The sequence below is a fragment of the Prauserella cavernicola genome (assembly GCF_016595675.1).
GTDB lineage: Bacteria > Actinomycetota > Actinomycetes > Mycobacteriales > Pseudonocardiaceae > Prauserella_A > Prauserella_A cavernicola.
In genome coordinates, this window is sequence record NZ_JAENJH010000002.1 from 123,114 (window position 1) to 146,159 (window position 23,046).

Here is a 23,046-nt window from a genome sequence, read left to right on the forward strand (position 1 = left end):
GCCCAAGGAAGGAGACCGTCATGCAGGTGACGATCACCAATCTCAGCCTCGCCTACGGCGGTTTCGCCGCCGTCAAAGGGCTCGACCTCACGATCGGCGACGGCGAGTCGATCGTCCTGCTCGGACAGTCCGGTTGCGGCAAGACCAGCACCATGCGCTGCATAGCCGGGCTCGAGGAACCCACCGGAGGCCGGATCTCGATCGGCGACACCGTGGTGTTCGACCACGAGACCGGCCGCTCGGTGCCCTCGTTCCGGCGCAACGTCGGCATGGTGTTCCAGTCCTACGCCGTGTGGCCGCACAAGACGGTGGTGGAGAACGTGATGTTCCCGCTGCGCATGAAGAAGGTCCGGCGAACCGCCGCGCGGGAGAAGGCGATGGAGGTGCTGACGCTGGTCGGGCTCGACCACCTCGCCGAGCGTGGTGCCAGCCAGCTCTCCGGCGGTCAGATGCAGCGGGTGGCGCTGGCCAGGAGTATGGCGATGGAGCCCAGCGTGCTACTGCTCGACGAGCCACTGTCCAATCTGGATGCTCGGCTGCGCGAGGACCTGCGCGTGGAGCTGCGCCACATCCAGCAGGAGCGCGGGCTCACGAGCATGTACGTGACGCACGACCAGCAGGAGGCGCTCGCGCTGGCCGACCGCATCGCGATCATGCAGGGCGGGCGCATCACCCAGCTCGGCACGCCGGAGGAGGTCTACGCGAGCCCGGCGAGCGCGTCGATCGCCAAGTTCATGGGCGTCACCAACGTGTTCGCCGTCGGCGAGGCCTCGGGCAACGAGGTGCACCTCGCCGACCACGCGCTGTCCCTGCGCACGGCCGTCGCGGCTCCGGACGGTGCCGCGAGCGTGGCTGTGCGACCCGAGGACGTCGTGGTGCGCACGGAGGGCTCCGACGGCTTCGCCGGCACCGTCGAGGTGTGCGTCTACCAGGGTTCGTCGGTGCGCTACCAGGTGGCGCTCGACGGCGGCCCCACGGTCGACGCCGTGTGCCCGGCCGGTCCCGGTGCGCTGGCCAGGGGTGAGCGCGCGAGCGTCGAGATCGCCCCCGAGTCCCTGCTGGTGCTGCCCGACGAGGTCACCGACACTCCCGCGCAGGACGAGGTGGCCGCATGACGACCGTGCAGACCCGCCCCGCGGCGCCACAGGAGGCGCCGTTACCGGCTCCGTCCGGGCGCAGGCGCAGGCGCAGGCCAAAGGGCCTCGGGAGCCTTCCCCTGCTGTTCGTGGTGTCGTTCCTGATCCTGGTCCCCGCCGGTTTCGTGCTGCTCGCCGCGTTCAGCGTGGACATCCCGCGCCCCGGCAGCATCAACTTCGACCTGACGCTGCAGCACCTGGCGGTCTTCATCGAGCCGGGCGTGCTGCGCGCGACGGTCAACTCGCTGATCATCGGCGTCTCGGCCACGCTGCTGGCGCTGCTGATCGGCGGTTTCCTCGCGTTCGCGACGGCCAGGACGAACATCCCGATGCGCGGCTTCGTGTTCCTGATCGGGCTGATGCCGCTGTTCCTGCCGTCCTACGTCGGCGCGCTCGCGTGGTCGCAGCTCGGCAGTCCCGTGGCCGGGCTGCTCAACATCGGCATGCGCGACCTCGGCATCGACTTCACCGTGAACATCTACAGCATGTTCGGCGTCGTGCTCGTGATGGGCATGTTCTACGCCCCGTACGCCTTCCTGCTGATGCACAGCTCGATGTCGCTGATGAACCCCGACCTGGAGGACGCGGCGGGCGTCCACGGCGGGTCGACGTGGCAGATGCTGCGCAGCGTCACCTTCCCGCTCGCGATGCCCGCGATCCTTGGCTCGGCGCTGCTGGTGTTCACCCACATCTTCGAGAACTTCCCCGTCTCGCAGGTCCTGGCGACACCCGGCCAGATCGACACGCTGCCGACGTTCATCTACCGCCTCATGAACGCCTCGCCCTCGCGGGGCAACGAGGCCGCGGTGATGGCCGTGGTGCTGGTGATCGTGGTGCTGCTGGTGACACTGGGCCAGCGCCGGATCCTGGCCCGCCGCTCCTACACCACGGTGTCGGGCAAGGGCCTCAAGGCGCGGCGCATCTCGCTGGGCCGCTGGCGCTGGCCGTTGTTCGCGATCGCGCTGGTGTACCTGCTGCTGGCGATCGTCCTGCCGCTGGCCGCGCTGATCCTCACGGCGGTGCGGACCTCGCCCTACATGCAGTCGTTCAGCGACCTGGCCGTGCCGGGCGCGATCGACTTCGGCTCGTTCGGCCGCGTCCTGCAGTCGGACCTGTTCCTGGACTCGGCGGGCAACAGCGTGATCGTGGCCGTGGTCTCCGCCGCGGCGGGCACGCTGCTGGCGTTCCTGGTCGGCTACACGGTCTACCGCACCAAGGCCAAGGCGCGCGGTGCACTGGAAGGCGTGTCGATGGTGCCGTTGGCGATCCCCGCGATCGTGCTCGGCATGGGCCTGCTGTGGACGTGGCTGGTGATGCCGGTGCCGCTCTACGGGACGCTGGCCGTGCTGATGATCGCGTTCGTCGCGGTGCAGATGCCGCAGGGTCTGCGAGGGATCGCGTCGTCCATCCAGTCCACGGAGCGCGACCTGGAGGACAACGCCGTGCTGCACGGTGCGCGGCGATCCAGGGCGGTCCTCTCGATCACCGTGCCACTGATGCGCGTGGGCATCGCGTCGACGTTTCTGATGCTGCTGATGCTCTCGATGCGAGAGCTCACCGTTCCGCTGTTCCTGTACACATCGGACACCCACATCCTGTCGATCACCATCTTCGACCAGTTCGAGAACGGCGGGGCGCTGCAACAGGCCGCGGCGATGAGTGTCATCTACTGCCTGATCATGTTCGTGCTCTCGTACCTGCCCCGCCGGCTCGGCTCCGGCGGCATGAACCCCTGACTCAGACGACATCAGGACGACAAAGGAGTTGAATCCGATGCGGAGAAAACTGACGCTGGCGGCCGCGGCCACCGCATTGCTCGTGGCGACAACGGCGTGCGGGGGCGGCTCAGGCCAGTCACCGGCGAGCGAGGCCGCCCGCAACGAGGTGCTGCCGATGCCCGCCCAGATCGACACCTCGAACGGCCTCGTGATCGACGGCGAGAAGATCGCCGACAAGCAGCTCCTCGAGGAGGCCAAGAAGGACAAGGTGGTGCTGTACTCGGGCTCCGGCAAGGAGAGCGAGGACCTCACCATCGCGCGGTTCAAGGCCGAGACGGGCATCGACATCGAACTGACGCGGATGCCCACCAACAAGCTGTCGGAGCGCGTGCTCAGTGAGCACGGCGCGAACCAGCTCGGCGCGGGCGTCGTGCGCGTCACCGACCCGCTGGTGGCCGAGCAGTTCGCCGAGCGCGGCGTGTACGTGCCGTACAAGCCGCCGTCGTACGACGAGCTGAAGAAGGGCGACAACGTCGTCTTCAACGACGGCCAGTACCTGACGGCCTACTACTCGGCCTACGCGTTCGGCTACAACTCGGCCGCGGTGCAGGGCGAGGACGTGCCCAAGAAGTGGGCGGACCTGCTCGACCCGAAGTGGAAGGGCAAGCTGGGCGTCGTGCACGCGGGTGCGGGCGGCACGGTGACAGCGCTGGCCGCGTTCCAGCTCGACGCGTTCGGCGAGGACTACGTCAGCAAGCTCGGCGCGCAGCAGCCACGGATCTTCGACACCACGTCGGTGCAGCTGGAGGCACTGGCCCGAGGCGAGATCACGGTCGCGACGCTGGGCTTCAACAGCACCTACGGCGCCGAGGTGGCCGGCGCGCCGCTGAAACTGGTGGTGCCGGAGGACGGCATCTCGGGTTCGTTCAACCTGATGGGCCTCACCCCGGCCGGAGAGAAGAGCGCGGCCGCGAAGGTCTTCATCAACTGGACGATGTCGCAGGCGGGCCAGAAGTTCGCCGCGGCACAGGGCTTCGTGCCGGCCCGCCCGGGCCTGGAACCGACGCCGACGGGTGAGTACCAGCTGCCTCCCGCCGACTCGGAGCAGTTCCACCTCTTCACGCCGGAGGACGCGGCCCAGCGCTCGGCGAGCACGATCCAGTCATGGAACCAAGCGTTTCATTTCACAGGCTGAGGCGTGGCCGGGGTGCGGATTCGCCCGCACCCCGGTTTCGCTCTACGGAAAGTTGGATTTCTTCACAAGTCGTGCGGCAGCCGGGTGACTGACTTGCCCGGCTCCTTCGCATCGTTCATCGTGTTCGGCAACGGTTCCGCAACCATCCGGGTGGCGCGACCGACTGCTGGAGGTCTCCGGGATGAACGAACGCGAGACACTCGAGCGAACCCCTTCCCTGAGCGAGTGGTCAGTTCCGCCGGAAGGCGACGAGGTCGAGTACGGCGTGTTCTCCCTGCAGAGCGGCTGTCTCGTGGTCGGCATCTACAGCCGCGAGGAAGCGCTTCAGGCCGCGACCGAATGGCGCGACCGCGGCGAGGTGACCGCGTACGGAGCGGAACTGTGCCGCGAGCACGAGTCCCATCCCCGCGAGGAGTGCGACCTGTTCGCGGGCTTCGACGAGACGGCGTGAGTGGAGCTTCTCCCGTTCGACGCATACGTACGCTCGCTCGACCGCAAACGGATGTCCGCGGGCGTGCTCTTCCGTGACCACGGCGGCAGGGTGTTGCTGGTCGAACCCTCGTACAAACCGTTCTGGGACCTCCCGGGTGGTGCGGTCGACTCGGGCGAGGCGCCGTGGACGGCGGCGCGTCGCGAGGTCCGCGAGGAGCTGGGTTTCGACGGCGCGACGGGCCGGATACTCGTGGTGGACCACGTGACCGCGAACGGACCGCTGCCCGAGGGCATCGGCTTCGTCTTCGACGGCGGTGTGGTGACCGAGGCCGAGGTCCGATCGTTGCCCCTGACCGACCCCGAGATCGTCTCGGTGGCACTGTGCACGCTGGACGAGGTGGCGGCGAGGACGGGACCACGGCTCCTCGCCAGAGTGCGCGCCGCCGTCCGCGCCGCGCAGCGGGACGAGCTCGCACTGTGCGAAAACGGCGTGCCCGTGACGGGGTGAGTGTGACGTTGTCCTCTCCTGTCCTCCCCCGTCCTGCCCTGTCGCTGCACCGAACACGGGCGGCGACCAGAGATGATCTCCGGGTGAAGACCGTCGCTCCCGTTCTCGTCGCCATCGCCGCCACGTTCACGCTCACGGCGTGCGAGCTGCCCGAAGCCCCCGCCGACACCTCCTCGCCGGAGCAACTGCCGGAACTGCGTGAGGCACCCGAGGACACCGGCGCCCGCTACGACCGCGACGACTGGCCGCACTGGGACTACATCGGCGACGGCTGCGACGTGCGCGACGAGATCCTGCAGGAGCAGGGCCGCTCGGTCAGCGTGGGCGACGACTGCACGGTGACCGGCGAGTGGACCAGCGTCTACGACGGCGTGGTGGTCACGGACGCGGGCGAGTTGGACATCGACCACATCGTCCCGTTGGCGGAGGTGGCCCGCTCGGGTTCCCGCGACTGGAGCGAGGCCGAGCGCGAGGCTTACGCGAACGACCCGGAGGTGCTGGTCGCGGTGACGGCGCGCAGCAACCGGCAGAAGGGCGACCAGGACCCGGCGACGTGGCTGCCGGAGGAGGATCGCTGCGGCTACGTGATCCGCTGGGTCGAGACCAAGGCGAAGTACGACCTCACCGTGGACCAGGCCGAGTCGGAGGCGATCAACTCGGTGCTTCGGCGCTGCTAGCGAAGGTCACCGCGCGCTGGTTCTCTGGAGGCATGATCGAACCGCGGTTCTTCGACGATGTCCTGCCCGTGGAGCCGGTGTCCCACTCCGGCCTCGACGTCCACTCGCTGACGAGTGTCCGCCTGCCCGCGGTGATCTTCGTGCACGGTGGGCCCGTCCCCGAGGGCAGCAGCCCGAAGGATTCCGAGATGTACCGCGGCTACGGCTCGCTGGCGGCGAGGTCGGGTCTGGTCGGCGTCACCTTCAACCACGGCCTGCACTCCGACGCCCACTTCCCGCAGGCGGCCGACAACCTGGCGGCGGCCGTCGAGCGGGTGCGCGGCCTCGACACGGTGGATCCCGGCCGGATCCTGCTGTGGCACTTCTCGGCGGGCGGCGCGCTGTCAGCGGCCTGGTTGCGGGAGCCGCCGGACTGGCTCCGGGGCATCGCACTGACCTACCCGGCGCTGGCCGCGCCACCGAACTGGCCCGGCGACGCACCCCGCTTCGACGCCGTGTCGGCGGTGTCGAAACACCCGGCGCTGCCGAAGCTGCTGACCAGGGTCGACGGGGAACTCGAGTTCCTGTCCGAGACCCAGGACGCGTTCACCGCGGCCGCCCGCGCCGTCGACGCCGACCTGGAGGTGCTCGAGGTCGGCAAGGCGCCACACGGCTTCGAGACCCAGGGCCCGCACGCCGACGGACGGGCCGCTGTGGACCGGGCGATGAGCTGGGTGGCCGCGACTCTCACCCGGTAGCCGGGTGATCTCCCGTGCGGCGCGCTTGACCCTGCCCCAAGGGCAGGCGGTGGAGTGGTCTCGACCAGAGCAACCACAGGATCAGCAAGCCGGGGAGATGGGACATGCGTCAACAGCGTCGTGCGGGCCGAAGTTTGGCCCTGCTGACCATGATCGGGCTCAGTGGCTCGATGTTCGCGGTACCGGCCGTGGCGGCGGACGAAGCCGCACCCAAGGAGAATCCCGGATCGACGGTGAAGTGGGGACCGTGCCCGGAGGACGTCGCGGCCGAGGCCGCTCCGTCCGTACTGGAGTGCGGCACGGTGCCGGTGCCGATGGACTACTCCAATCCGGACGGTCCGCGGATCGACATCGCCATCTCCCGGCTGGCGAGCCAGAACCCGGAGAAGCGCCGCGGCGTGCTGATGCTCCACCCGGGCGGCCCGACCAGCTCCGGGCTGTCGCAGCCAGGGTTCCTGGTGCAGCAGGGACTGCCGACCAGCGTCTCCGACAGCTACGACGTGATCGGCATGGACTCCCGCGGAATCGCGCGCTCGGCGCCGGTGAGCTGCGGCTTCACGCCTGACAGCCCGTACACCATGAACGTGCCGCCGTACGCGCCCGACGACGCGGCCGTGCTGGAGCAGGCCGAGGTCGTCAAGTCGGTGGCAGAGCAGTGCGCCGCGAACGACGAGGACGGCACCCTCAAGCACTTCACCACGGCGAACACGGCCCGCGACATGGACCGGATCCGGGCAGCGCTCGGTGAGGAGAAGACGAGCTTCCTCGGCTACTCCTACGGCTCGGCGCTGGGTGCGGCGTACGCGTCGATGTTCCCCGAGCGTTCCGACCGGATCGTGCTCGACAGCAACCTGGGCGACACCCACCTCGACCGCGATGGCCTGCGCCGCTACGCACAGGGCATGGAGGACTCGTTCCCCACGTTCGCGAAGTGGGCCGCCGAGCGCGACGACAGCTACGGCCTCGGCAGCACCGCCGAGGAGGTCCGCCAGACCTACTTCGAGCTCGCCGAGAAGCTCGACGAGACGCCGGTGGAGGGCATGGACGGCGCCCTGTTCCGGATGTCGGTCTTCGGCTCGCTCTTCTCGGAACAGGCATACCCCCAGCTCGCGCAGAGCTGGCAGTCGATGCGTGACCCCGACGGGCAGGAGCCCCAGCCCGCGGCCGGCGAGGACGCCGAGGCACCCGACATGGACAACTCGCTGTCGGTCTTCCTCACCGTCACGTGCAACGACGTCGAGTGGCCCGAGGACGTCGACACCTACCGGAAGGGCGTGGAGGAGGACCGGGTGAAGTACCCGCTGTTCGGCGCCGCGACGGCCAACATCCTGCCCTGCGCCTTCTGGGAGCACGAGCCCGTCGAGCCGCCGGTGGCGGTCAACGACGAGGGTCCGGAGAACATCCTCATCACGCAGAACCTGCGCGACCCTGCCACGCCGCACAGCGGTGGCGAGTTGATGCGGGAGAAGTTCGAGGACCGTTCGCGCCTGGTGAGCGTCGACGCCACCGGGCACGGCGCCTACCTCCTCAGCGGCAACTCGTGCGCGCTGGACGTCACCACGAACTTCCTGGTGGACGGCGAGATGCCGAAGTGGGACAAGTTCTGCCGAGCAGGCTGACGATCAATCAGTGAAGGGCGGGGCGGCCTCGGCCGTCCCGCCCTTCGTCGTCTCACCGTTCGGGTCCCGAACCGGCGCCGACTCGTGTTTGCGCTGCCGAGCGGACTTGACCCACCAGCCTGCCGCGATGAGAACCCACGTCGCAGCGATAACGCCGTGGTACCACGTGTGGGAGAACACGAAGGCGGTCGTCCACATCAGAGCGGCGACCGTGCCCGTCACCGCGATGCACCCGGCGAGGGGCTCGTCCTCGCGCGACCGCTTCCGCCTCATGATGATCAGCCTGGCACGGCGCCGGAACACGGCCAGCCGCCGAACGGCCTGGTCCCCCTGCAGCGTCGTGCTCGGTCACCGCACCGTTGTGGTGACCCAGTCCGCGTGCGCCACGGCGTCGGTGAAGACCGTCGGACCCACGCACAGCGGGCTGACGTCGAAGTCGCCGTCGCGGCTCGTGACCCCGGCCAGCTCCCACTCGCCGTCCCTCCCGACGAGCATCGGGCCGCCGGAATCGCCCGTGCAGACCTGAGCCTCCTCGGTGGGGTGCTGGGAACACAGGTCGTCGTCCAGCTCCGCGCACCGCTCGGGCGCCACGATCTCAGTGTCCAACTGCTGGAGGACGTCCGGCTTGCCCTTCTCGCCGAACTCGTCGAGCATCCCCCAGCCCAGCGCGCGCACGTCCGTGCCCGGGGTGGCCGGGCCGTCGGAGAACTCGACGGGGTCCTGCTCGACGGGCGCGTCCAGCTTCAGCAGCGCGAGGTCGTTGCGCAGCAGGTACTGCGAGTTGGGGTAGGCAGGATCGTCGCTGACGTCGATCATCTCGTAGTCCGGGTGCTCGACCACCTCGGTGACGGTGCGCTCGCTGCCGCCCTGGTTCTGGTCGGTGCTGCCCACGCGCACGGTGAGCTGCTCGGGCCCGAGACAATGTCCTGCCGTGAGCACCCATTGCTCTGACACCAGCGCGCCACCGCAGAGGTGCATGCCCTGACCGTCGTACACGGCCGTGATGAAGTCGTACCGCTCGCTCGCGTCGTCTCCGCCGATGATCGCGCCCGCCGGTGGGGCCAAGGCGGTCGCCGCCAGGAGCGTGCCGGCCAGCACCGCTCCCATGCGCGCCATCCGGTGATCACGGCCTCGCTCGGTCCGCTCCCTGTCGAACATGCCTCACCCTTCTCGTTCTCGAACTTCGCTGGCACAACCGAAACTAGAGATCGGGACGCGCGGGGACATCGCCCACAAGCACAGGTGCACCCCACCAGAAAGTTCTATGGAACAACGGCGCTTGACCCTGCCCTCGGGGCACACGGTGGAGTGGTCTCGACCAAGAAGGACCACACACCAGTACCCCGGGGAGACTGGCATGAACCGAAAACGTCGCGCGAGCCGCGGACTGGCTTTACTGGCCGCGATCGGCTTCAGCGGCTCGATGTTCGCGGCACCAGCCGTGGCCGACGAGCCCGCAACGCGGGTGAAGTGGGGGCCGTGCCCCGAGGACGTCGTGGCCGGAGCCGCCCCGACGCAGCTGGAGTGCGGCACGGTCACGGTGCCGTTGGACTACTCCACACCGGACGGTGAGCAGATCGAGCTCACGATCTCTCGGCTCGCCAGCACGAAACCGGACAAGCGGCGCGGTGTGCTGATGCTCAACCCGGGCGGCCCGGGCGGGTCCGGGCTGACGCAGCCCGCGTTCCTGGTGTCCAGGGGACTGCCCAACAGCGTCATGGACAGCTACGACGTGATCGGCATGGACACCCGCGGCGTCGGGCATTCGACCAAGATGGGGTGCGGCTTCACCGTCGACACCGAGTACGGCGGCAACCTCCCGGTGTACGCACCGGACGACGCCGCGGTCACCGAACAGGCGAGGATCGCCAAGGACGTGGCCGAGCAGTGCGCGAAGAACGACGACCGCCTGAAGCACCTGTCGACCGAGAACACGGCCCGTGATCTCGACCGGATCCGCGCCGCGCTCGGCGAGGAGAAGACCAGCTACCTCGGCTACTCCTACGGCACGGCGCTGGGCGCCACCTACGCGTCGTTGTTCCCCGAACGCACCGACCGCGTGGTGCTCGACAGCAACCTCGGCGACACCCACCTGGGCCGGGACGGCCTGCGCCGCTACGCGCTGGGCATGGAGGACACGTTCCCCGACTTCGCGATGTGGGCGGCGGCGCGACACGAGACCTACGGCCTCGGCAGCACCCCCGAGCAGGTGCGCGAGACCTACTTCGAACTGGCCGAGCGCCTCGACGAACACCCCATGCCCGGCATCGACGGCGCCCAGTTCCGGTCCGCCACCCTGGGACTGCTCTACCAGCGGATGCAGTACGGCGAGCTCGCGCAGACGTGGCAGTACGTGCTCGACGCGGAGGAGGGCGCGGCCCCGCCGGAGCCGGACGCCGCCGCGGACGCGGCCCCGTCGCCGAGCGACAACGCGTGGTCGGTGCTGCTCGCGGTGACCTGCAACGACGTCGAGTGGGCGGAGGACGTCGACACCTACCGCAGCGCGGTCGCGGAGGACCGCGAGAAGTACCCGATGTACGGAGCGGCCGCGGCGAACATCCAGCCCTGCGCCTTCTGGGCACACGAGCGGACCGAGCCGCCGGTGGCGATCAACGACGAGGGCCCGGCCAACATCCTGATCATGCAGAACAAGCGTGACCCGGTGACCCCTCACCGCAACGGCGAGCTGATGAGGGAGAAGTTCGAGGACCGGTCACGGCTGGTGAGCGCCGACGAGTCCGGACACGGCACCTACCTGCTCAGCGACAACTCGTGCGCGCTGAACATCGGCACGAGCTACCTGGTCGACGGTGAGCTGCCGAAGGACCAGGTCTGCCAGGCGGACTGATGCTGGACGACTGACAGAACGAGATCGGCCCCGTGACCGTATGGTCACGGGGCCGATCTGGCTGGTGTGGCGGGTGAGGGATTCGAACCCCCGAAGGCAGTGCCGTCTGATTTACAGTCAGATCCCTTTGGCCGCTCGGGCAACCCGCCGGAGCCGGGGCGTGCCCGGCCGAGCAATAGAGTACCCAATGCCCCTGTCCTGCCTGCCGCGGGGGTTCGCCGTGACTAGGGTGGACCCATCCCAACCAGCAGACTACGAGGTGTGTGACGTGGCCGATCCATCGTTCGACGTGGTGAGCAAGGTTGATCACCAGGAGGTGGACAACGCGCTGAACCAGGCCGGCAAGGAGCTGTCCACCCGGTTCGACTTCCGCGGCACGGGCGCCAAGATCGAGTGGTCGGGCTCCGAGGCCGTGGTCGTGGAGGCCGAGACCGAGGAGCGGGCGCTCGCGGCGGTCGAGGTGTTCAAGGAGAAGCTGATCAAGCGCGGCATCTCGCTCAAGGCGTTCGACGCTGGCGAGCCCGCCATCTCCGGCAAGACCTACAAGATCAACGGCAAGATCATCGAGGGCATCGCCACCGACAAGGCCAAGCAGATCGCGAAGTACATCCGCGACGAGGGCCCCAAGGGTGTGCAGGCGCAGATCCAGGGCGAGCAGCTGCGGGTGTCCGGCAAGAAGAAGGACCACCTGCAGGACGTGATCTCGCTGCTCAAGGAGAAGGACTTCGAGATCGCGCTCCAGTTCACCAACTACCGGTGACACACCTGCGCTGACCTGCGGCCACTCGCGCCGCAGGTCGTGCGCAGGCTCACCCCGCCTCGGGACCGACCAGCAGGCCCAGCACGAAGACGAGCACGGCGCACAGCCCGAACGAGATGAGCAGCCAGCCGATCCAGCCGCCGCGCATCGACGTGCCCTCGATGTAGGCGACGTCCGGGTTCCCTCGGCTGTACAGCACCGTGACCCGGCTGCCCTCGCGCAGGCGCCGCGACCCGATGTCGCCGCCCTTGGTCGTGATCTCGCGCCCGTCCTCGGTGACGAACTCGACGGTCGCGGTCCGGACGTTGCTGCCGTTCTCCACCGCCGTCACGTCGACCTTGACGATCCGGCCCGAGGCGCGAGCCGCGCGAGCACGGAACAGCCGGGCCCTGGCCAGCAGGCCGATCCCGGCCACGAGGAGGCAGAGCCCGGCGATCCCGATCAAAGACAGCTCGTCCACGAACCCTCCCGATGGCCTGCGCGGCCCTTCGATCAGGCCCCCGCGGCAGGCTATCGAGCCGGGCCCTCCGAAAGTCGGAGATCGCCCCCGGCATGTGCGCGAGAGTCTCGCGACGGAAGATCCAAACATGGTGTAATCCCCCGGTCACGGCGCGAAGGGGGATTTCATGCGCAAGGTCTTCGTCCTGTTGCTCAGCGTGCTCGTCGTCAGCGGGCTCGCCTCGCCCGTCTCGGCGGCCGAGCGGACGCTGTTGCACGAGGGCCTCGGCGCCTATCCCCGCCTGATCCGGCTGGAGCACGGCGGGCCGCTCAGCGACGGGCGCATCCTGGCGGCGATGACAAGCAAGGACGCGAACGGGCACTACACGCCGATCTACGAGAGCACCGACGAGGGAAGCTCGTTCTCGCGCGTCGGCACCGTGCGCGATCCGGCCGGGGCCGAGGGCATGTGCTGCGGCACCCTCTACGAGCTGCCCGAACGCGTCGGGCGCATGCGTGCGGGCACGCTGCTGTGGGCGGCGAGCTACCGGCAGCAGGGCGGCGACGACCGGCAGATCGGCATCCGCGTGTGGGCCAGCCGCGACATGGGCCGCACCTGGTCGTTCCTCGCCGAGCCAGTGCGCTCCCACAACTACGACGGCGTGTGGGAGCCCGAGTTCACCGTCGACGCCGGCGGCACCCTGTGGATGCACTACGCCGACGAGACCGAGGCCCCGCGCTACGCCCAGGTGCTCAACCGTGTCGCCAGCGTCGACGGCACCAACTGGGGCACCAAGCAGCGCACCATGGCCATCCCGCCCGACCGCGTGCGCCCCGGCATGCCGATCGTGCGCAGGCTGCCCGACGGGCGGTACTACTTCGCGTACGAGATCTGCAACTACGGCGACCGCTTCTGCGACCCGTACTTCAAGATCTCCCCCGACGGCGCCAACTTCGGCGACCCCGCCGCGCCCGGCACCCGCGTGCAGGCCGCGAACGGCAAGCACTTCCAGCACGCTCAGACGATCAGCCTGTTCCCCGGCGGTCCGACGGGCACCCGCATCCTCATGGTCGGCCAGATCTACGTGGACCGGAACGGCAAGAAGCTGCCCGGCAACGGCCGCACGCTGCTCGCCAACGACCACCTGGGCTCCGGCGACTGGTACGAGGTGCCCGCACCCGTCCACGTGAACGACCCCTACGACAACTGGTGCCCGAACTACAGCTCCACGCTCCTGCCCGTGGACGACGGCCAGAACGTGCTGCAGGTCGCGGCCGACTACACCGGCGGTGTGTGCAAGGCCTACTTTGGTAAGGGCCCGGCAGGCTGAGCCTCGCGATACCCTGGCCGTTCACGAGGCGAGCGAGGGCGGGAGTACACGGATGAAGGGCATCGTGCTGGCCGGTGGCAGCGGCACCCGGCTGCACCCCATCACCCAGGCGATCTCCAAACAACTGCTACCCGTCTACGACAAGCCGATGATCTACTACCCGCTCTCGGTGCTCATGCTGGCCGGGATCCGCGAGGTGCTGATCATCTCCACGCCGACGGACCTGCCGAACTTCCGGCGCTTGCTCGGCGACGGCAACCAGTTCGGCCTCGAGCTGAGCTACGCCGAACAGGCCGCGCCCAACGGGCTGGCCGAGGCGTTCGTGATCGGCGCCGACTTCATCGGCGACGACGACGTGGCGCTGATCCTCGGCGACAACATCTTCTACGGCCAGGGCTTCTCGAAGACGCTCGAGCAGGAAGTGTCCACCATGGACGGCTGCGTGCTGTTCGGGTACGCGGTGAAGGACGCCCGGCGCTACGGGGTCGGCGAGACCGACGGCACCGGCAGGCTGCTCTCCATCGAGGAGAAGCCCGAGCACCCGCGCTCCAACCGGGCCATCACCGGTCTGTACCTCTACGACAACCACGTCGTGGACATCGCGAGGAACCTCAAGCCGTCGAAGCGGGGCGAGCTCGAGATCACCGACGTGAACATGACCTACCTGCACCAGCATCGCGCCCGGCTGGTCGAGCTCAGCCGCGGGTTCGCGTGGCTCGACACCGGCACCCACGACTCGCTGCTGGAGGCCGCCCAGTTCGTGCAGGTGCTCGAACACCGCACCGGTGTACGCATCGCGTGTCTCGAGGAGATCGCGCTGCGCATGGGTTTCATCAGCCCGGACGAGTGCTTCCGGCTGGGCGCCAAGCTCGCCAAGAGCGGCTACGGCGACTACGTGATGGACGTGGCGAGGTTGGCGGGCGCGACCGGCTGAGCCTCAGTACCGCGCCTCAGTACTGCTGCCTGCGGGCCATCTCCTCGAGCCTGCGCACCCGGTCCTCGATCGGTGGGTGGGTCGAGAACAGGTTCGAGAGCTTCTCGCCCGACCGGAACGGGTTGGCGATCATCAGGTGCGACTGCGAGACGACCTTGGGCTCGGGAGCGAGCGGGAGCGAGGCGGTGCCGCGCTGCAGCTTGCGCAGCGCCGAGGCGAGCGCGAGCGGGTCGCCGGTGAGCTCCGCACCCGAGGCGTCGGCCTGGTACTCGCGGGAGCGGCTGACGCTCATCTTGATGATGCCGGCGGCGATGGGGCCGAGGAAGATCAGCAGCAGCGACACCAGCGGGTTGACCCCGCCGCGGTTGTTGCCGCCGAACATGCCGGCGAACATCGCCAGGTTGGCCAGGACGCTCACCACGCTGGCCAGCGCGCCGGCGACGCAGGAGATGAGGATGTCGCGGTTGTAGACGTGCGACAGCTCGTGGCCGAGCACGGCGCGCAGCTCGCGCTCGTCGAGCAGTTCCAGGATTCCGGTGGTGCAGCACACCGCCGCGTTGCGCGGGTTGCGGCCCGTCGCGAAGGCGTTGGGCGCCTGGGTGGGACTGATGTAGAGCCTGGGCATGGGCTGGCGCGCCTGCGTGGCTAGCTCGCGCACGATCCGGTACATCGCGGGCTGCTCGGCCTCCGACACCGGCCGCGCGCGCATGGCGCGCAGCGCGAGCTTGTCGGACTGGAAGTACGCGTAGGCGTTCATGCCGAGGGCGATCGCGAGCCCGATGAACAGAGCTCCGCGGCCGAAGATCCCGCTGATCCCGATGATGATGGCACTCAGCAGGCCGAGCAGCAGCGCCGTCTTCAGCCCGTTGCGGTGCTTGTGCACGTGCTCACGCCTCCTCTCGAGTGCCGGCCGCTGGCGCGCCGGCTCACTAGATCGAACGCGGTCGATAGCCCCGAAGTTCCTGGTGAACGTCACTCGGCAGGGGCGAAGCACCAGGCGGAATACCGATTCGCCCGACACGGCACCCGATCCCAGGCTACGGTCCCACCAACAACAGCGCAGAAATGTGGAGGAAAAACAGGAGGTCATCGTGGCCGATCCGAGGTGGACGCGCCGGACGGCGCTCGGGACAGCCGCAGCCGCCGCGCTGGCGGTCGCGCTCCCCACCGGCAGCGCGAGAGCGACACAGGTCACCCGGATCGGCGTGGGTTCCTCGCCCTCGAGCCTCGCTGTGAACTCCCTCACCGGCACTGTCTACGTCGGCTGCGAGGACGACGGCACGGTGTGGCTGCTCGACCGGTCCGGCTCCGTGCGAACCGTGGTGGAGGTCGGCGGGACCGTCACCGGCATCGCCGTGAACCCGGTGACCGGGCGCGCCTACGTCAGCAGCAGCCTGGCAGGCACGGTCGCCGTGCTGGAGGAGGCCACCGGCACCGTGTCGTCCACGATCGCGGCGGGGCCCGGCTCGGGGCCGATCGACGTGGACTCCGAGACCGACACCGTGTACGTGGGCAGTGACGCCACCGGCTCCGTCGCCGTGCTCGACGGAGCCTCCGGGTCCTTCGCCGGGCTCGTGCCGGGTGAGTCGGACGCGCTCGCGGGCGTGGCAGTGGACAGCGGGCGGCGGCTGGCCTACTGCACGAGCATCGGCGCCACGCGAGTCGAGGTGCTCGACCTGGCCACGCAGGAGTTCGTCGGCTCGATCGCGGTCGGCAAGTCGCCGAAGGGCGTGGCCGTGCACGGCGCGAGCGACACGATCTACACCGCCAACGCGGGCATCCACCACCTCTCGGTCATCGACGGCGCGACGAGGAAGGAGACCGCGACGATTCTGCTGGGCAGCGCGGCCTCGTCGGTGGCCGTGCACCAGGGCACCAGGACCGTCTACGTCAACGGCGGCGCCAACGGGCTGCTGCGCATCGACGGCGCGCGCGGCGAGCCGTCGGGCGAGCTGGGCCTCGGCATCAACCCCGGCGCGGTGGCCGTGGACCAGCGCACGCGTGTGGTCTACGCGGCAGACCCGGTGCACGACGCCGTCCACCTGGTGCGCGATTTCTGAGTACCGACCTGGAGTTGGTCCGGGGCTACCGTCGAAGACATGCGACTCGGACTGCAAATTCCCGACTTCACGTGGCCGAACGGACCGACGAAGCTCGGCTCCGAACTCGGCGAACTCGCCCACGCGGCCGACGAGGCGGGCTTCGCCTACCTCGCCGTGATGGACCACTTCTTCCAGATCGACGGCGTCGGGCCCAGCGAGAACGACATGCTCGAGGCCTACACGACGCTCGGCTACCTCGCCGCGCACACCAGCAACGCCAAGCTGCTCACCGTGGTCACGGGCGCCTTCTACCGCCATCCCGGGCTGCTCGCGAAGAGCGTGACCACGCTCGACGTGCTCTCGGGCGGGCGCGCGATCCTCGGAATCGGCGCGGGCTGGAACGAGGAGGAGTCACGCGGGCTCGGCTTCCGCTTCCCGCCGCTCAAGGAACGCTTCGAACAGCTCGAGGACAACCTGCGGTACTGCCTCGACATGTGGGCGCCCGGCGACGGCCCGTTCGAGGGCACGCACGTGAGCGCCGAGCGGCTGCTCAACGTGCCGCAGGCGCTGTCGTCGCCGCACCCGCCCATCATGATCGGCGGTGGCGGGGAGAAGAAGACCCTGCGGCTGGTGGCCCGCTACGCCCAGCTGTGCAACCTCTTCGCCGGGCCCGAGCTGGAGCGCAAGCTCAAGGTGCTGCGCGAGCACTGCGAGGCCGAGGGCCGCGACTACGACGACATCACCAAGACGTCGTACCTGGTGCTCGACGCGGGCAAGCAGGGCGAGAAGGCCGGCGAGCTGATCGGCCAGCTGCGCGGGCTGGCGGCGCAGGGCATCGACGACGTCATCGGCATGGTTCCCGGTGTCCCGGACCCGGCGTTGATCGACGTTTTCCGCAAGGAGATCATTCCCGCCGTCGCGGAATTGTAGAACTGTCAGTCCACTACGGACTGATCACCATTGATCGGGCGAGTGCGTTGTTCACCGACAAGCGCACTCGCCCGATTCTTTTTTACCTGGCCCCGCAGATGTCACCAGTCGGTAAAAGCGCGTAACGACCTCCACTCTCCCAGCGAATCAGCAGGAGAGTCGTGACCGCCGGGGCGGTCGCGGGAGGAGAGCCACATGAAGATCAGTGTCTTCGGGCTCGGCTACGTGGGCTGTGTGTCCGCCGCGTGCCTCGCAGGCCGCGGAAACCAGGTCATCGGCGTCGATGTGAACCCGACCAAGATCGAGCTCGTCCGCAACGGAAAGGCGCCGGTAGTCGAGGACCGGATCGGTGAGCTGACCGCGGAGGTCGTGGCCTCCGGCGCGCTGCGCGCCACCACCGACGTCGCCGACGCGATCGCGAACAGCGAGATCTCCCTGATCTGCGTGGGCACGCCGTCCGCCTCGAACGGCAGCCTCTCGACCGCGTTCCTCGAGCGCGTCACCGAGGAGATCGGCGAGGCACTGGCCCGCAAGGGCACGCGGCACACCGTGGTCTTTCGCAGCACGATGCTGCCTGGCACGTGCCTCGAACTGCTGGTGCCCATCCTCGAGAAGGCATCGGGCCGCACGGCCGGTGTCGACTTCGGCGTGGCCGTGAACCCCGAGTTCCTGCGCGAAGGCAGCAGCGTCAAGGACTTCTTCGACCCGCCGAAGACCGTGATCGGCGAGATCGACACCGCCAGCGGCGACGCCGTGGCCGAGCTCTACGAAGGCCTGCCCGGCGACGTGTTCCGCGTCCCGGTGCCGGTCGCCGAGATGACGAAGTACGCCGACAACGCCTTCCACGGGCTCAAGATCGGCTTCGCCAACGAGCTCGGCGCGATCTGCAGGGCGCTCGGGCTCGACTCGCACCGCGTGATGGACGTCTTCCTGGCCGACCGCAAGCTCAACGTCAGCCCCGCCTACCTGCGGCCCGGGTTCGCGTTCGGCGGCTCGTGCCTGCCCAAGGACCTGCGCGGTCTGGTCCACGCAGCGCACCGCGCCGACGTGTCGGTGCCGATCCTGTCGCACGTGCTGCCCTCCAACGAGGAGCACCTGCGCCGTGCGGTGGAACTGGTGGTGCGCACGGGAAAGCGCCGGGTCGGCCTGTTCGGACTCTCGTTCAAACCCGGCACCGACGACCTGCGCGAGAGCCCGCTGGTCGAGCTCGCGGAGCGGCTGCTCGGCAAGGGCTACGACCTCAAGATCTACGACGCCAACGTGAGCCTGTCCCGGCTGCTCGGCGCCAACCGCGAGTACATCGAGAGCAGGCTGCCGCACCTGGGGCAGCTGCTCGCCGCGTCCGTCGACGAAGTACTCGAGCACGCCGAGGTGTACCTGGTCGGCAGCACCGACGCGGCGGTGGTGGCCGCGTTGCCGCACGACGAGCGGCACGTGCTCATCGATCTGGTCCGCGTGCCCGATGCCGATACGCGACGAGCCGAAGAGGGGTATGTCGGTCTTGCCTGGTAGAGCGCTGATCCTCGTCGAGAACCTCTCCGTTCCGTTCGACCGGCGGGTGTGGCAGGAGTGCACCACGCTGCGCGACGCGGGCTGGGAGGTGCACGTCATCTGTCCACAAGGGATGAAACGCGACACCGAGCGCGAAACGGTCGTCGACGACGTGCACGTCCACCGCTACCCGCTGCGGGCGGCCACCGGCGGGCCTGCCGGCTACGTGCTGGAGTACGGATCGGCACTGTGGCACACGCTCCGGCTCGCCCGGCGCGTCGCCAGGGGCGGCCGGATCGACGTCGTGCACGCGTGCAACCCGCCGGACCTGCTGTTCCTCGTGGCGCGCCTGCTCAAGCTGCGCGGCGCGCGGTTCGTGTTCGACCAGCACGACCTGGTGCCCGAGCTGTACCTGTCCCGGTTCGACCGGGGCGAGGACCTGCTCTACCGCGGCGTGTGCGCGCTGGAGCGGGCGACCTACCGCGCCGCCGACGTCGTGCTGGCCACCAACGAGAGCTACCGCGACGTGGCGCTCACCAGGGGCCGCAAGTCTCAATCGGACGTGTTCGTGGTGCGCAGCGCGCCCGCGGTCGAGCGGTTCCAGCAGGTGCCGGCCGAGCCGGAGCTCAAGCGCGGCAAGCCGCACCTGCTCTGCTACCTCGGTGTGATGGGCCCGCAGGACGGCGTCGACTACGCGTTGCGGGCGCTGGCCTCGCTGCGCGACGACCTGGGCCGCACCGACTGGCACGCGGTGTTCGTCGGCGCGGGCGACACGTTCGACGCGATGGTGGCGCTCTCGCACGAACTCGGCCTCGCCGAACAGGTGCAGTTCACGGGCCGCATTCCGGATGCCGACCTTGTTCGTTATCTCTCCACCGCCGAGGTGTGCCTCTCGCCGGACCCGCTGAACCCGCTCAACGACGTGTCCACCATGAACAAGGTCATGGAGTACATGGCCGTGGGCAAGCCCATCGTCTCGTTCGACCTCACCGAAGCCCGGGTCTCGGCAGGCGATGCCGCGGTGTACGCGCCCGCCAACGACGTCCGCGAGTTCGCGAAGCTCACCGCGAGGCTGCTCGACGATCCCGCCGAGCGCAAGCGCATGGGCGAACTCGGTCGCACGCGCGTCAACGGTCCGCTCTCGTGGCGGAACTCGGCCGAGGCTCTGCTCGCCGCCTATGCCGCCGCGATGGAATAGATCATTTTCGAGCGAATTCCGAGGTCGCGTTTTGAACAAGACTGGAGTGCCGGTTGTAACCAATGACCTAATCGCGGCGACTCGGTGGGTGAATACCAGTCCGAAACGACACTCGACTGGCGAGAGGGGAGGCTCCGGAATTGAGTGACGAACCGGTGCGGTTGTCGATGGTCGGTCAGGTGCTGCGCAGGCGCTGGCGGCAGCTGGCGGTGCTCGCCGTGCTCGGCGGGCTCGTCGGGGCCGGCGCGTCACTCGTGTTCTCCCCCGGCTACGAGACCACCACGAGCGTGCTGCTGCAGGGCCCGCGCGAGGAGAACGAGCTGCTGACCCAGGAACAGGTGGCGATGAGCTCGGCGGTGCTCGACCGCTCCGCCGTCGCGCTCGGCAGGGAGGGCCAGGCGAGCGAGCTGCGCGACTCGGTCTCGGCCGAGGTGGTGGATGGCGGCGTCATCCGGATCACCGGCAGCAGCGAGGATCCCGCGTACGCGGCACGCCTCGCCGACACCGTCGCCGAGGAGTTCGTCCGCTACTCCAGCCAGTTGGCGAGCAACTCGCCCGACGCGGCGGGCAGGGCCATGCGCGAGCAGCAGGAGGCGCTGCGCAGGCAGGTGGACGAGACCAACCGGAGCATCACCGAACTGCACGCCGCCGCGGCCGATCTCACCGTCGAGAGCGTGCAGATGCGCACGAACCTCGAGGCGCTGCGGACCTCGCTCGCCGAGGCCGTCACCTCGCTCAACGAGTCCGAGCAGACCACGAGCCGCTCGAACATGGTGGTGATGGGACCCGCGCCCGTGCCGGTCAGCCTGGCGAGCCCCACGATGCCGCAGTTCATCGGCGGTGGTGTGCTCGTGTTCCTGCTGCTCGGGGTCTTCGGGCAGCTGCTCGCGATCCGCTCCGACAAGCGCCTGCGCACCGAGGACGACATCGCGGGCGCGCTCGGCGCACCGGTGCTGGGCATGCTCGACGAGCCCGTTGGCACCGCGACCCACCGGGACGCCACGGGCTGGACGCGGCTGCGCGGGCTGGTGTGGGACGACCAGCCGCTCGACCTCGCGCCCGTGCTGCTCACCGGCGACGAACAGAGCCGCAACCTCCGGGTCAGGCGCATCCTCGCGAAGCTGCCGGAGCACGAGCGTGTGCTGGTGCTCGCCGCCGACGACGACGCCGGCGCGCAGGCGGCCGCCGCGCGGCTCGTCACCACCGCCGAGCGGGGGCCGGGCGGCCCGCGCGCGACGGTGCGCGTCGTCGACGTCTCTGCGGGCAGGCCGACGGTGCCGGACCCGAGCGAGGCCGACGGCGTGCTCGTGATGCTCACCGCGGGCAGCAGGACGGGCTGGGAGCTGGTCGGCATCGCCGAGGCGTGCGCCGACGCGGGCCACCGCGTGGTGGGCGCGGTGGTCACCTACCGCGCCCGGGCTCAGCGCGAGGCCACCACCGACGACGCGATGGCAGGTTCAGCGTGACCGCGACCGAGAACACCGAACCGGCCCAGCCGCTGCTCGACCTGCAGCGGCTGGGGATGACGATCCGCAGACGCAAGCGGCTGTGGCTGTCGCTGGGACTGCTCGGCCTGGTGTGCGGCGCACTGCTTGCGGTGCTCATGCCCTCGCCGCCCACGGCGGTGACCAGGGTGCTGGTGGTGCACGAGGGCGACACGCCCTCGGACAGCGGCACGCTCGTGGCGACCGATGTGGCGCTGCTGCAGACCACGCGGGTCGCGACGGCGACGCTGCAGCGGCTCGGCTCCGACGAGTCGCCGGAGGAGTTCCTGAAGACCTACCAGGGCACGCCGCTCACCAACAACATCATGGAGATCAGCGTCGGCGCGCCCAGCGACGGCGAGGCGGTGGCGAAGGCACAGGCGCTGGCCGACACGTTCATCGCCGATTACCGCGCCAGGCTGCAGACCGCGGCCGACGCCGAGGCGCAGGGCCTGGTCGACCAGCGCGACCGCGCGCAGAGCGACCTCGACGCGGTGAACGGCACGATCACCGACCTCTCGCTCGGCGGCGCGTCGGCCTCGGCGCCGCAGCTGGAGAACCTCTACGCACGGCGCGCGGAGCTGGAGTCGAAGATCTCCGACCTCAACGACCAGGCCGAGCAGGCCAGGCTGGGCACGCCCGGCGTCGTCGCGGGCACGCAGGTCGTGGACGCCGCCCAGCCGGTGCCCGGCTCACTGCTCACCACGGCGGGCACCAACGCGGTGATCGGTCTCGCGCTCGGGCTCGCGGTCGGCCTCGGCCTGACGGCGGTGTTCAGCGTCGTGCGCGACCGGCCGGTGCTGCGCAGGGAGATCTCCGCCGACCTCGGCGCGTCGGTGATCGCGCAGCTGCCGCTGCCCGGCCGGGGTGTGGCGAGGCTGTGGCGGCGCTCGCGCACGCTGCGGGAGCGCAGGCGCGTGGCCGTCACGCTCGCGCGGCTCGTTCGGGAGGACGGCACGGCGGTGTCGGTGCTGGAGCTCGGCTGTCCCGAGGCCGCGGCCGAACTGGCGCTGAACCTGGCCGAGGAACTGGCCATCGACGGCAAGGTGGTGCTGGTCGACGATCTGCCCGGCAGACGCCTCGGCAGGCTCGCCGATGCGGCGGAGCGGCCCATCCGGATCGTCGAGGCGGACAGCCTCCCGCTGCCCGTGTGGCCGGAGGAGCAGCACATCGGTGTCGGCTCCGTCTCGCCGGGCACGGCCTGGACCGACCTCGGCAGGCTCGGCACGGAGACCGTGCTCGTGGTGCGGGCAGGCCACGCCAGCACGCTCTGGCTGCACACCGTGGCCAGGCAGCTCGCCGACGCGGGGATCCCGATCATCGGAGTGGTGCTCGTCGAGCCGGACCCGAAGGACCGCTCCGACGGCACGCTGTGGGACGGCCTGCACACCGCACTGCGCGGCCGCGCGGGCAGGCAACTGCCCTCAGCGCGCGAGGAACAGCCCGCGAGCGACCAGGCGACCGAGGTGTTCGCCCCGGTACGGCCCGAGAACGGCCTGAACCACACCGAGGACCTGCCGACCACGCGGTTCGCCCCGGTGCGCCAGACCGACGTGGAGGTTCGGTAG

Annotated in this window: 22 protein-coding genes and 1 tRNA gene; 18 read left to right on the plus strand and 5 right to left on the minus strand. The window is 69.5% G+C overall.

Annotated elements, in window-relative coordinates; genetic code table 11:
- Nucleotides 1-20 precede the first annotated feature (20 nt).
- From JHE00_RS07130 to JHE00_RS07165, 8 genes are all read left to right on the plus strand, one after another.
- Nucleotides 21-1,115 carry an ABC transporter ATP-binding protein gene (locus JHE00_RS07130; protein ID WP_200316084.1) on the plus strand — a complete coding sequence of 365 codons (1,095 nt, stop codon included), beginning with the start codon at nt 21-23 and terminating at the stop codon, nt 1,113-1,115.
- Nucleotides 1,112-2,872, plus strand: coding sequence for an ABC transporter permease (locus JHE00_RS07135; RefSeq protein ID WP_200316086.1), 1,761 nt, complete (start codon nt 1,112-1,114; stop codon nt 2,870-2,872). The genes JHE00_RS07130 and JHE00_RS07135 overlap by 4 nt, the downstream gene beginning before the upstream one ends.
- A gap of 37 nt (nt 2,873-2,909) precedes the next feature.
- Complete coding sequence (locus JHE00_RS07140) at nt 2,910-4,049, plus strand: ABC transporter substrate-binding protein (RefSeq protein WP_200316088.1); 1,140 nt, start codon at nt 2,910-2,912, stop codon at nt 4,047-4,049.
- A 181-nt stretch (nt 4,050-4,230) separates the two neighbouring features.
- The gene (locus tag JHE00_RS07145) at nt 4,231-4,500 is read left to right on the plus strand and encodes a hypothetical protein (protein WP_200316089.1); all 270 of its coding nucleotides are present in this window, start codon (nt 4,231-4,233) and stop codon (nt 4,498-4,500) included.
- Nucleotides 4,501-4,989, plus strand: a complete 489-nt coding sequence (locus JHE00_RS07150) for an NUDIX domain-containing protein (RefSeq protein ID WP_200316090.1) — start codon at nt 4,501-4,503, stop codon at nt 4,987-4,989.
- Nucleotides 4,990-5,072: 83 nt separating this feature from the next.
- Nucleotides 5,073-5,666 (plus strand): HNH endonuclease family protein, encoded by a 594-nt coding sequence (locus JHE00_RS07155; protein WP_200316091.1) that lies wholly within the window; start codon nt 5,073-5,075, stop codon nt 5,664-5,666.
- A gap of 32 nt (nt 5,667-5,698) precedes the next feature.
- Nucleotides 5,699-6,403: an alpha/beta hydrolase gene (locus JHE00_RS07160; protein WP_200316092.1), complete on the plus strand. Its 705-nt coding sequence runs from the start codon at nt 5,699-5,701 to the stop codon at nt 6,401-6,403.
- Nucleotides 6,404-6,507: 104 nt separating this feature from the next.
- Complete coding sequence (locus JHE00_RS07165; protein WP_230423153.1) at nt 6,508-8,022, plus strand: alpha/beta hydrolase; 1,515 nt, start codon at nt 6,508-6,510, stop codon at nt 8,020-8,022.
- A gap of 3 nt (nt 8,023-8,025) precedes the next feature.
- On the opposite strand, the gene JHE00_RS07170 is transcribed toward JHE00_RS07165, so the two are convergent.
- Together JHE00_RS07170 and JHE00_RS07175 are read right to left on the minus strand one after the other, a co-directional pair.
- Nucleotides 8,026-8,295 carry a hypothetical protein gene (locus JHE00_RS07170; RefSeq protein WP_200316093.1) on the minus strand — a complete coding sequence of 90 codons (270 nt, stop codon included), beginning with the start codon at nt 8,293-8,295 and terminating at the stop codon, nt 8,026-8,028.
- Between the two features lie 75 nt (nt 8,296-8,370).
- Nucleotides 8,371-9,180 (minus strand): S1 family peptidase, encoded by an 810-nt coding sequence (locus tag JHE00_RS07175; RefSeq protein WP_230423154.1) that lies wholly within the window; start codon nt 9,178-9,180, stop codon nt 8,371-8,373.
- 199 nt (nt 9,181-9,379) lie between these two features.
- Between JHE00_RS07175 and JHE00_RS07180 the strand changes: the two genes are divergently transcribed.
- Nucleotides 9,380-10,870: an alpha/beta hydrolase gene (locus tag JHE00_RS07180; protein WP_230423155.1), complete on the plus strand. Its 1,491-nt coding sequence runs from the start codon at nt 9,380-9,382 to the stop codon at nt 10,868-10,870.
- 67 nt (nt 10,871-10,937) lie between these two features.
- Here JHE00_RS07180 and JHE00_RS07185 read toward each other — a convergent pair.
- A tRNA-Tyr gene (locus JHE00_RS07185) sits at nt 10,938-11,019 on the minus strand.
- A gap of 119 nt (nt 11,020-11,138) precedes the next feature.
- Here JHE00_RS07185 and JHE00_RS07190 point away from each other — a divergent pair.
- Nucleotides 11,139-11,630, plus strand: a complete 492-nt coding sequence (locus tag JHE00_RS07190) for a YajQ family cyclic di-GMP-binding protein (protein ID WP_200316094.1) — start codon at nt 11,139-11,141, stop codon at nt 11,628-11,630.
- A gap of 49 nt (nt 11,631-11,679) precedes the next feature.
- On the opposite strand, the gene JHE00_RS07195 is transcribed toward JHE00_RS07190, so the two are convergent.
- Nucleotides 11,680-12,090, minus strand: coding sequence for a DUF3592 domain-containing protein (locus tag JHE00_RS07195; RefSeq protein WP_200316096.1), 411 nt, complete (start codon nt 12,088-12,090; stop codon nt 11,680-11,682).
- 166 nt (nt 12,091-12,256) lie between these two features.
- Between JHE00_RS07195 and JHE00_RS07200 the strand changes: the two genes are divergently transcribed.
- The gene (locus JHE00_RS07200; protein WP_200316098.1) at nt 12,257-13,399 is read left to right on the plus strand and encodes a sialidase family protein; all 1,143 of its coding nucleotides are present in this window, start codon (nt 12,257-12,259) and stop codon (nt 13,397-13,399) included.
- 52 nt (nt 13,400-13,451) lie between these two features.
- Nucleotides 13,452-14,333: a glucose-1-phosphate thymidylyltransferase RfbA gene (rfbA, locus tag JHE00_RS07205; RefSeq protein WP_200316099.1), complete on the plus strand. Its 882-nt coding sequence runs from the start codon at nt 13,452-13,454 to the stop codon at nt 14,331-14,333.
- A 16-nt stretch (nt 14,334-14,349) separates the two neighbouring features.
- Here rfbA and htpX read toward each other — a convergent pair whose 3' ends face one another.
- A complete protein-coding gene (htpX, locus tag JHE00_RS07210; protein ID WP_200316100.1) occupies nt 14,350-15,216 on the minus strand; it encodes a zinc metalloprotease HtpX in 867 nt (288 codons plus the stop codon).
- A gap of 208 nt (nt 15,217-15,424) precedes the next feature.
- Between htpX and JHE00_RS07215 the strand changes: the two genes are divergently transcribed.
- The 6 genes from JHE00_RS07215 to JHE00_RS07240 all read left to right on the plus strand — a co-directional run bounded on the left by JHE00_RS07215 (nt 15,425) and on the right by JHE00_RS07240 (nt 23,046).
- Nucleotides 15,425-16,393 (plus strand): YncE family protein, encoded by a 969-nt coding sequence (locus tag JHE00_RS07215; protein ID WP_200316101.1) that lies wholly within the window; start codon nt 15,425-15,427, stop codon nt 16,391-16,393.
- Nucleotides 16,394-16,432: 39 nt separating this feature from the next.
- Nucleotides 16,433-17,305 (plus strand): LLM class F420-dependent oxidoreductase, encoded by an 873-nt coding sequence (locus tag JHE00_RS07220; protein ID WP_200316102.1) that lies wholly within the window; start codon nt 16,433-16,435, stop codon nt 17,303-17,305.
- 195 nt (nt 17,306-17,500) lie between these two features.
- Nucleotides 17,501-18,817: a nucleotide sugar dehydrogenase gene (locus JHE00_RS07225; protein WP_200316103.1), complete on the plus strand. Its 1,317-nt coding sequence runs from the start codon at nt 17,501-17,503 to the stop codon at nt 18,815-18,817.
- Nucleotides 18,798-19,994 (plus strand): glycosyltransferase family 4 protein, encoded by a 1,197-nt coding sequence (locus JHE00_RS07230; protein WP_200316104.1) that lies wholly within the window; start codon nt 18,798-18,800, stop codon nt 19,992-19,994. Before JHE00_RS07225 ends, JHE00_RS07230 begins: the two co-directional genes overlap by 20 nt.
- A 140-nt stretch (nt 19,995-20,134) precedes the next feature.
- Nucleotides 20,135-21,460, plus strand: a complete 1,326-nt coding sequence (locus JHE00_RS07235; RefSeq protein ID WP_200316105.1) for a GumC domain-containing protein — start codon at nt 20,135-20,137, stop codon at nt 21,458-21,460.
- The gene (locus JHE00_RS07240; protein WP_200316107.1) at nt 21,457-23,046 is read left to right on the plus strand and encodes a Wzz/FepE/Etk N-terminal domain-containing protein; all 1,590 of its coding nucleotides are present in this window, start codon (nt 21,457-21,459) and stop codon (nt 23,044-23,046) included. The genes JHE00_RS07235 and JHE00_RS07240 overlap by 4 nt, the downstream gene beginning before the upstream one ends.

What these genes read in the sequence shown, in the direction of transcription:
- JHE00_RS07225 (WP_200316103.1), top strand. Translation starts at nt 17,501, where the DNA reads ATGAAGATCAGTGTCTTCGGGCTCGGCTACGTGGGCTGTGTGTCCGCC.
- JHE00_RS07130 (WP_200316084.1), top strand. Translation starts at nt 21, where the DNA reads ATGCAGGTGACGATCACCAATCTCAGCCTCGCCTACGGCGGTTTCGCC.
- JHE00_RS07220 (WP_200316102.1), top strand. Translation starts at nt 16,433, where the DNA reads ATGCGACTCGGACTGCAAATTCCCGACTTCACGTGGCCGAACGGACCG.
- JHE00_RS07165 (WP_230423153.1), top strand. Translation starts at nt 6,508, where the DNA reads ATGCGTCAACAGCGTCGTGCGGGCCGAAGTTTGGCCCTGCTGACCATG.
- JHE00_RS07160 (WP_200316092.1), top strand. Translation starts at nt 5,699, where the DNA reads ATGATCGAACCGCGGTTCTTCGACGATGTCCTGCCCGTGGAGCCGGTG.
- JHE00_RS07140 (WP_200316088.1), top strand. Translation starts at nt 2,910, where the DNA reads ATGCGGAGAAAACTGACGCTGGCGGCCGCGGCCACCGCATTGCTCGTG.
- JHE00_RS07180 (WP_230423155.1), top strand. Translation starts at nt 9,380, where the DNA reads ATGAACCGAAAACGTCGCGCGAGCCGCGGACTGGCTTTACTGGCCGCG.
- JHE00_RS07175 (WP_230423154.1), bottom strand. Translation starts at nt 9,180, where the DNA reads ATGTTCGACAGGGAGCGGACCGAGCGAGGCCGTGATCACCGGATGGCG.
- JHE00_RS07230 (WP_200316104.1), top strand. Translation starts at nt 18,798, where the DNA reads ATGTCGGTCTTGCCTGGTAGAGCGCTGATCCTCGTCGAGAACCTCTCC.
- JHE00_RS07170 (WP_200316093.1), bottom strand. Translation starts at nt 8,295, where the DNA reads ATGAGGCGGAAGCGGTCGCGCGAGGACGAGCCCCTCGCCGGGTGCATC.
- rfbA (WP_200316099.1), top strand. Translation starts at nt 13,452, where the DNA reads ATGAAGGGCATCGTGCTGGCCGGTGGCAGCGGCACCCGGCTGCACCCC.
- JHE00_RS07135 (WP_200316086.1), top strand. Translation starts at nt 1,112, where the DNA reads ATGACGACCGTGCAGACCCGCCCCGCGGCGCCACAGGAGGCGCCGTTA.
- JHE00_RS07145 (WP_200316089.1), top strand. Translation starts at nt 4,231, where the DNA reads ATGAACGAACGCGAGACACTCGAGCGAACCCCTTCCCTGAGCGAGTGG.
- JHE00_RS07200 (WP_200316098.1), top strand. Translation starts at nt 12,257, where the DNA reads ATGCGCAAGGTCTTCGTCCTGTTGCTCAGCGTGCTCGTCGTCAGCGGG.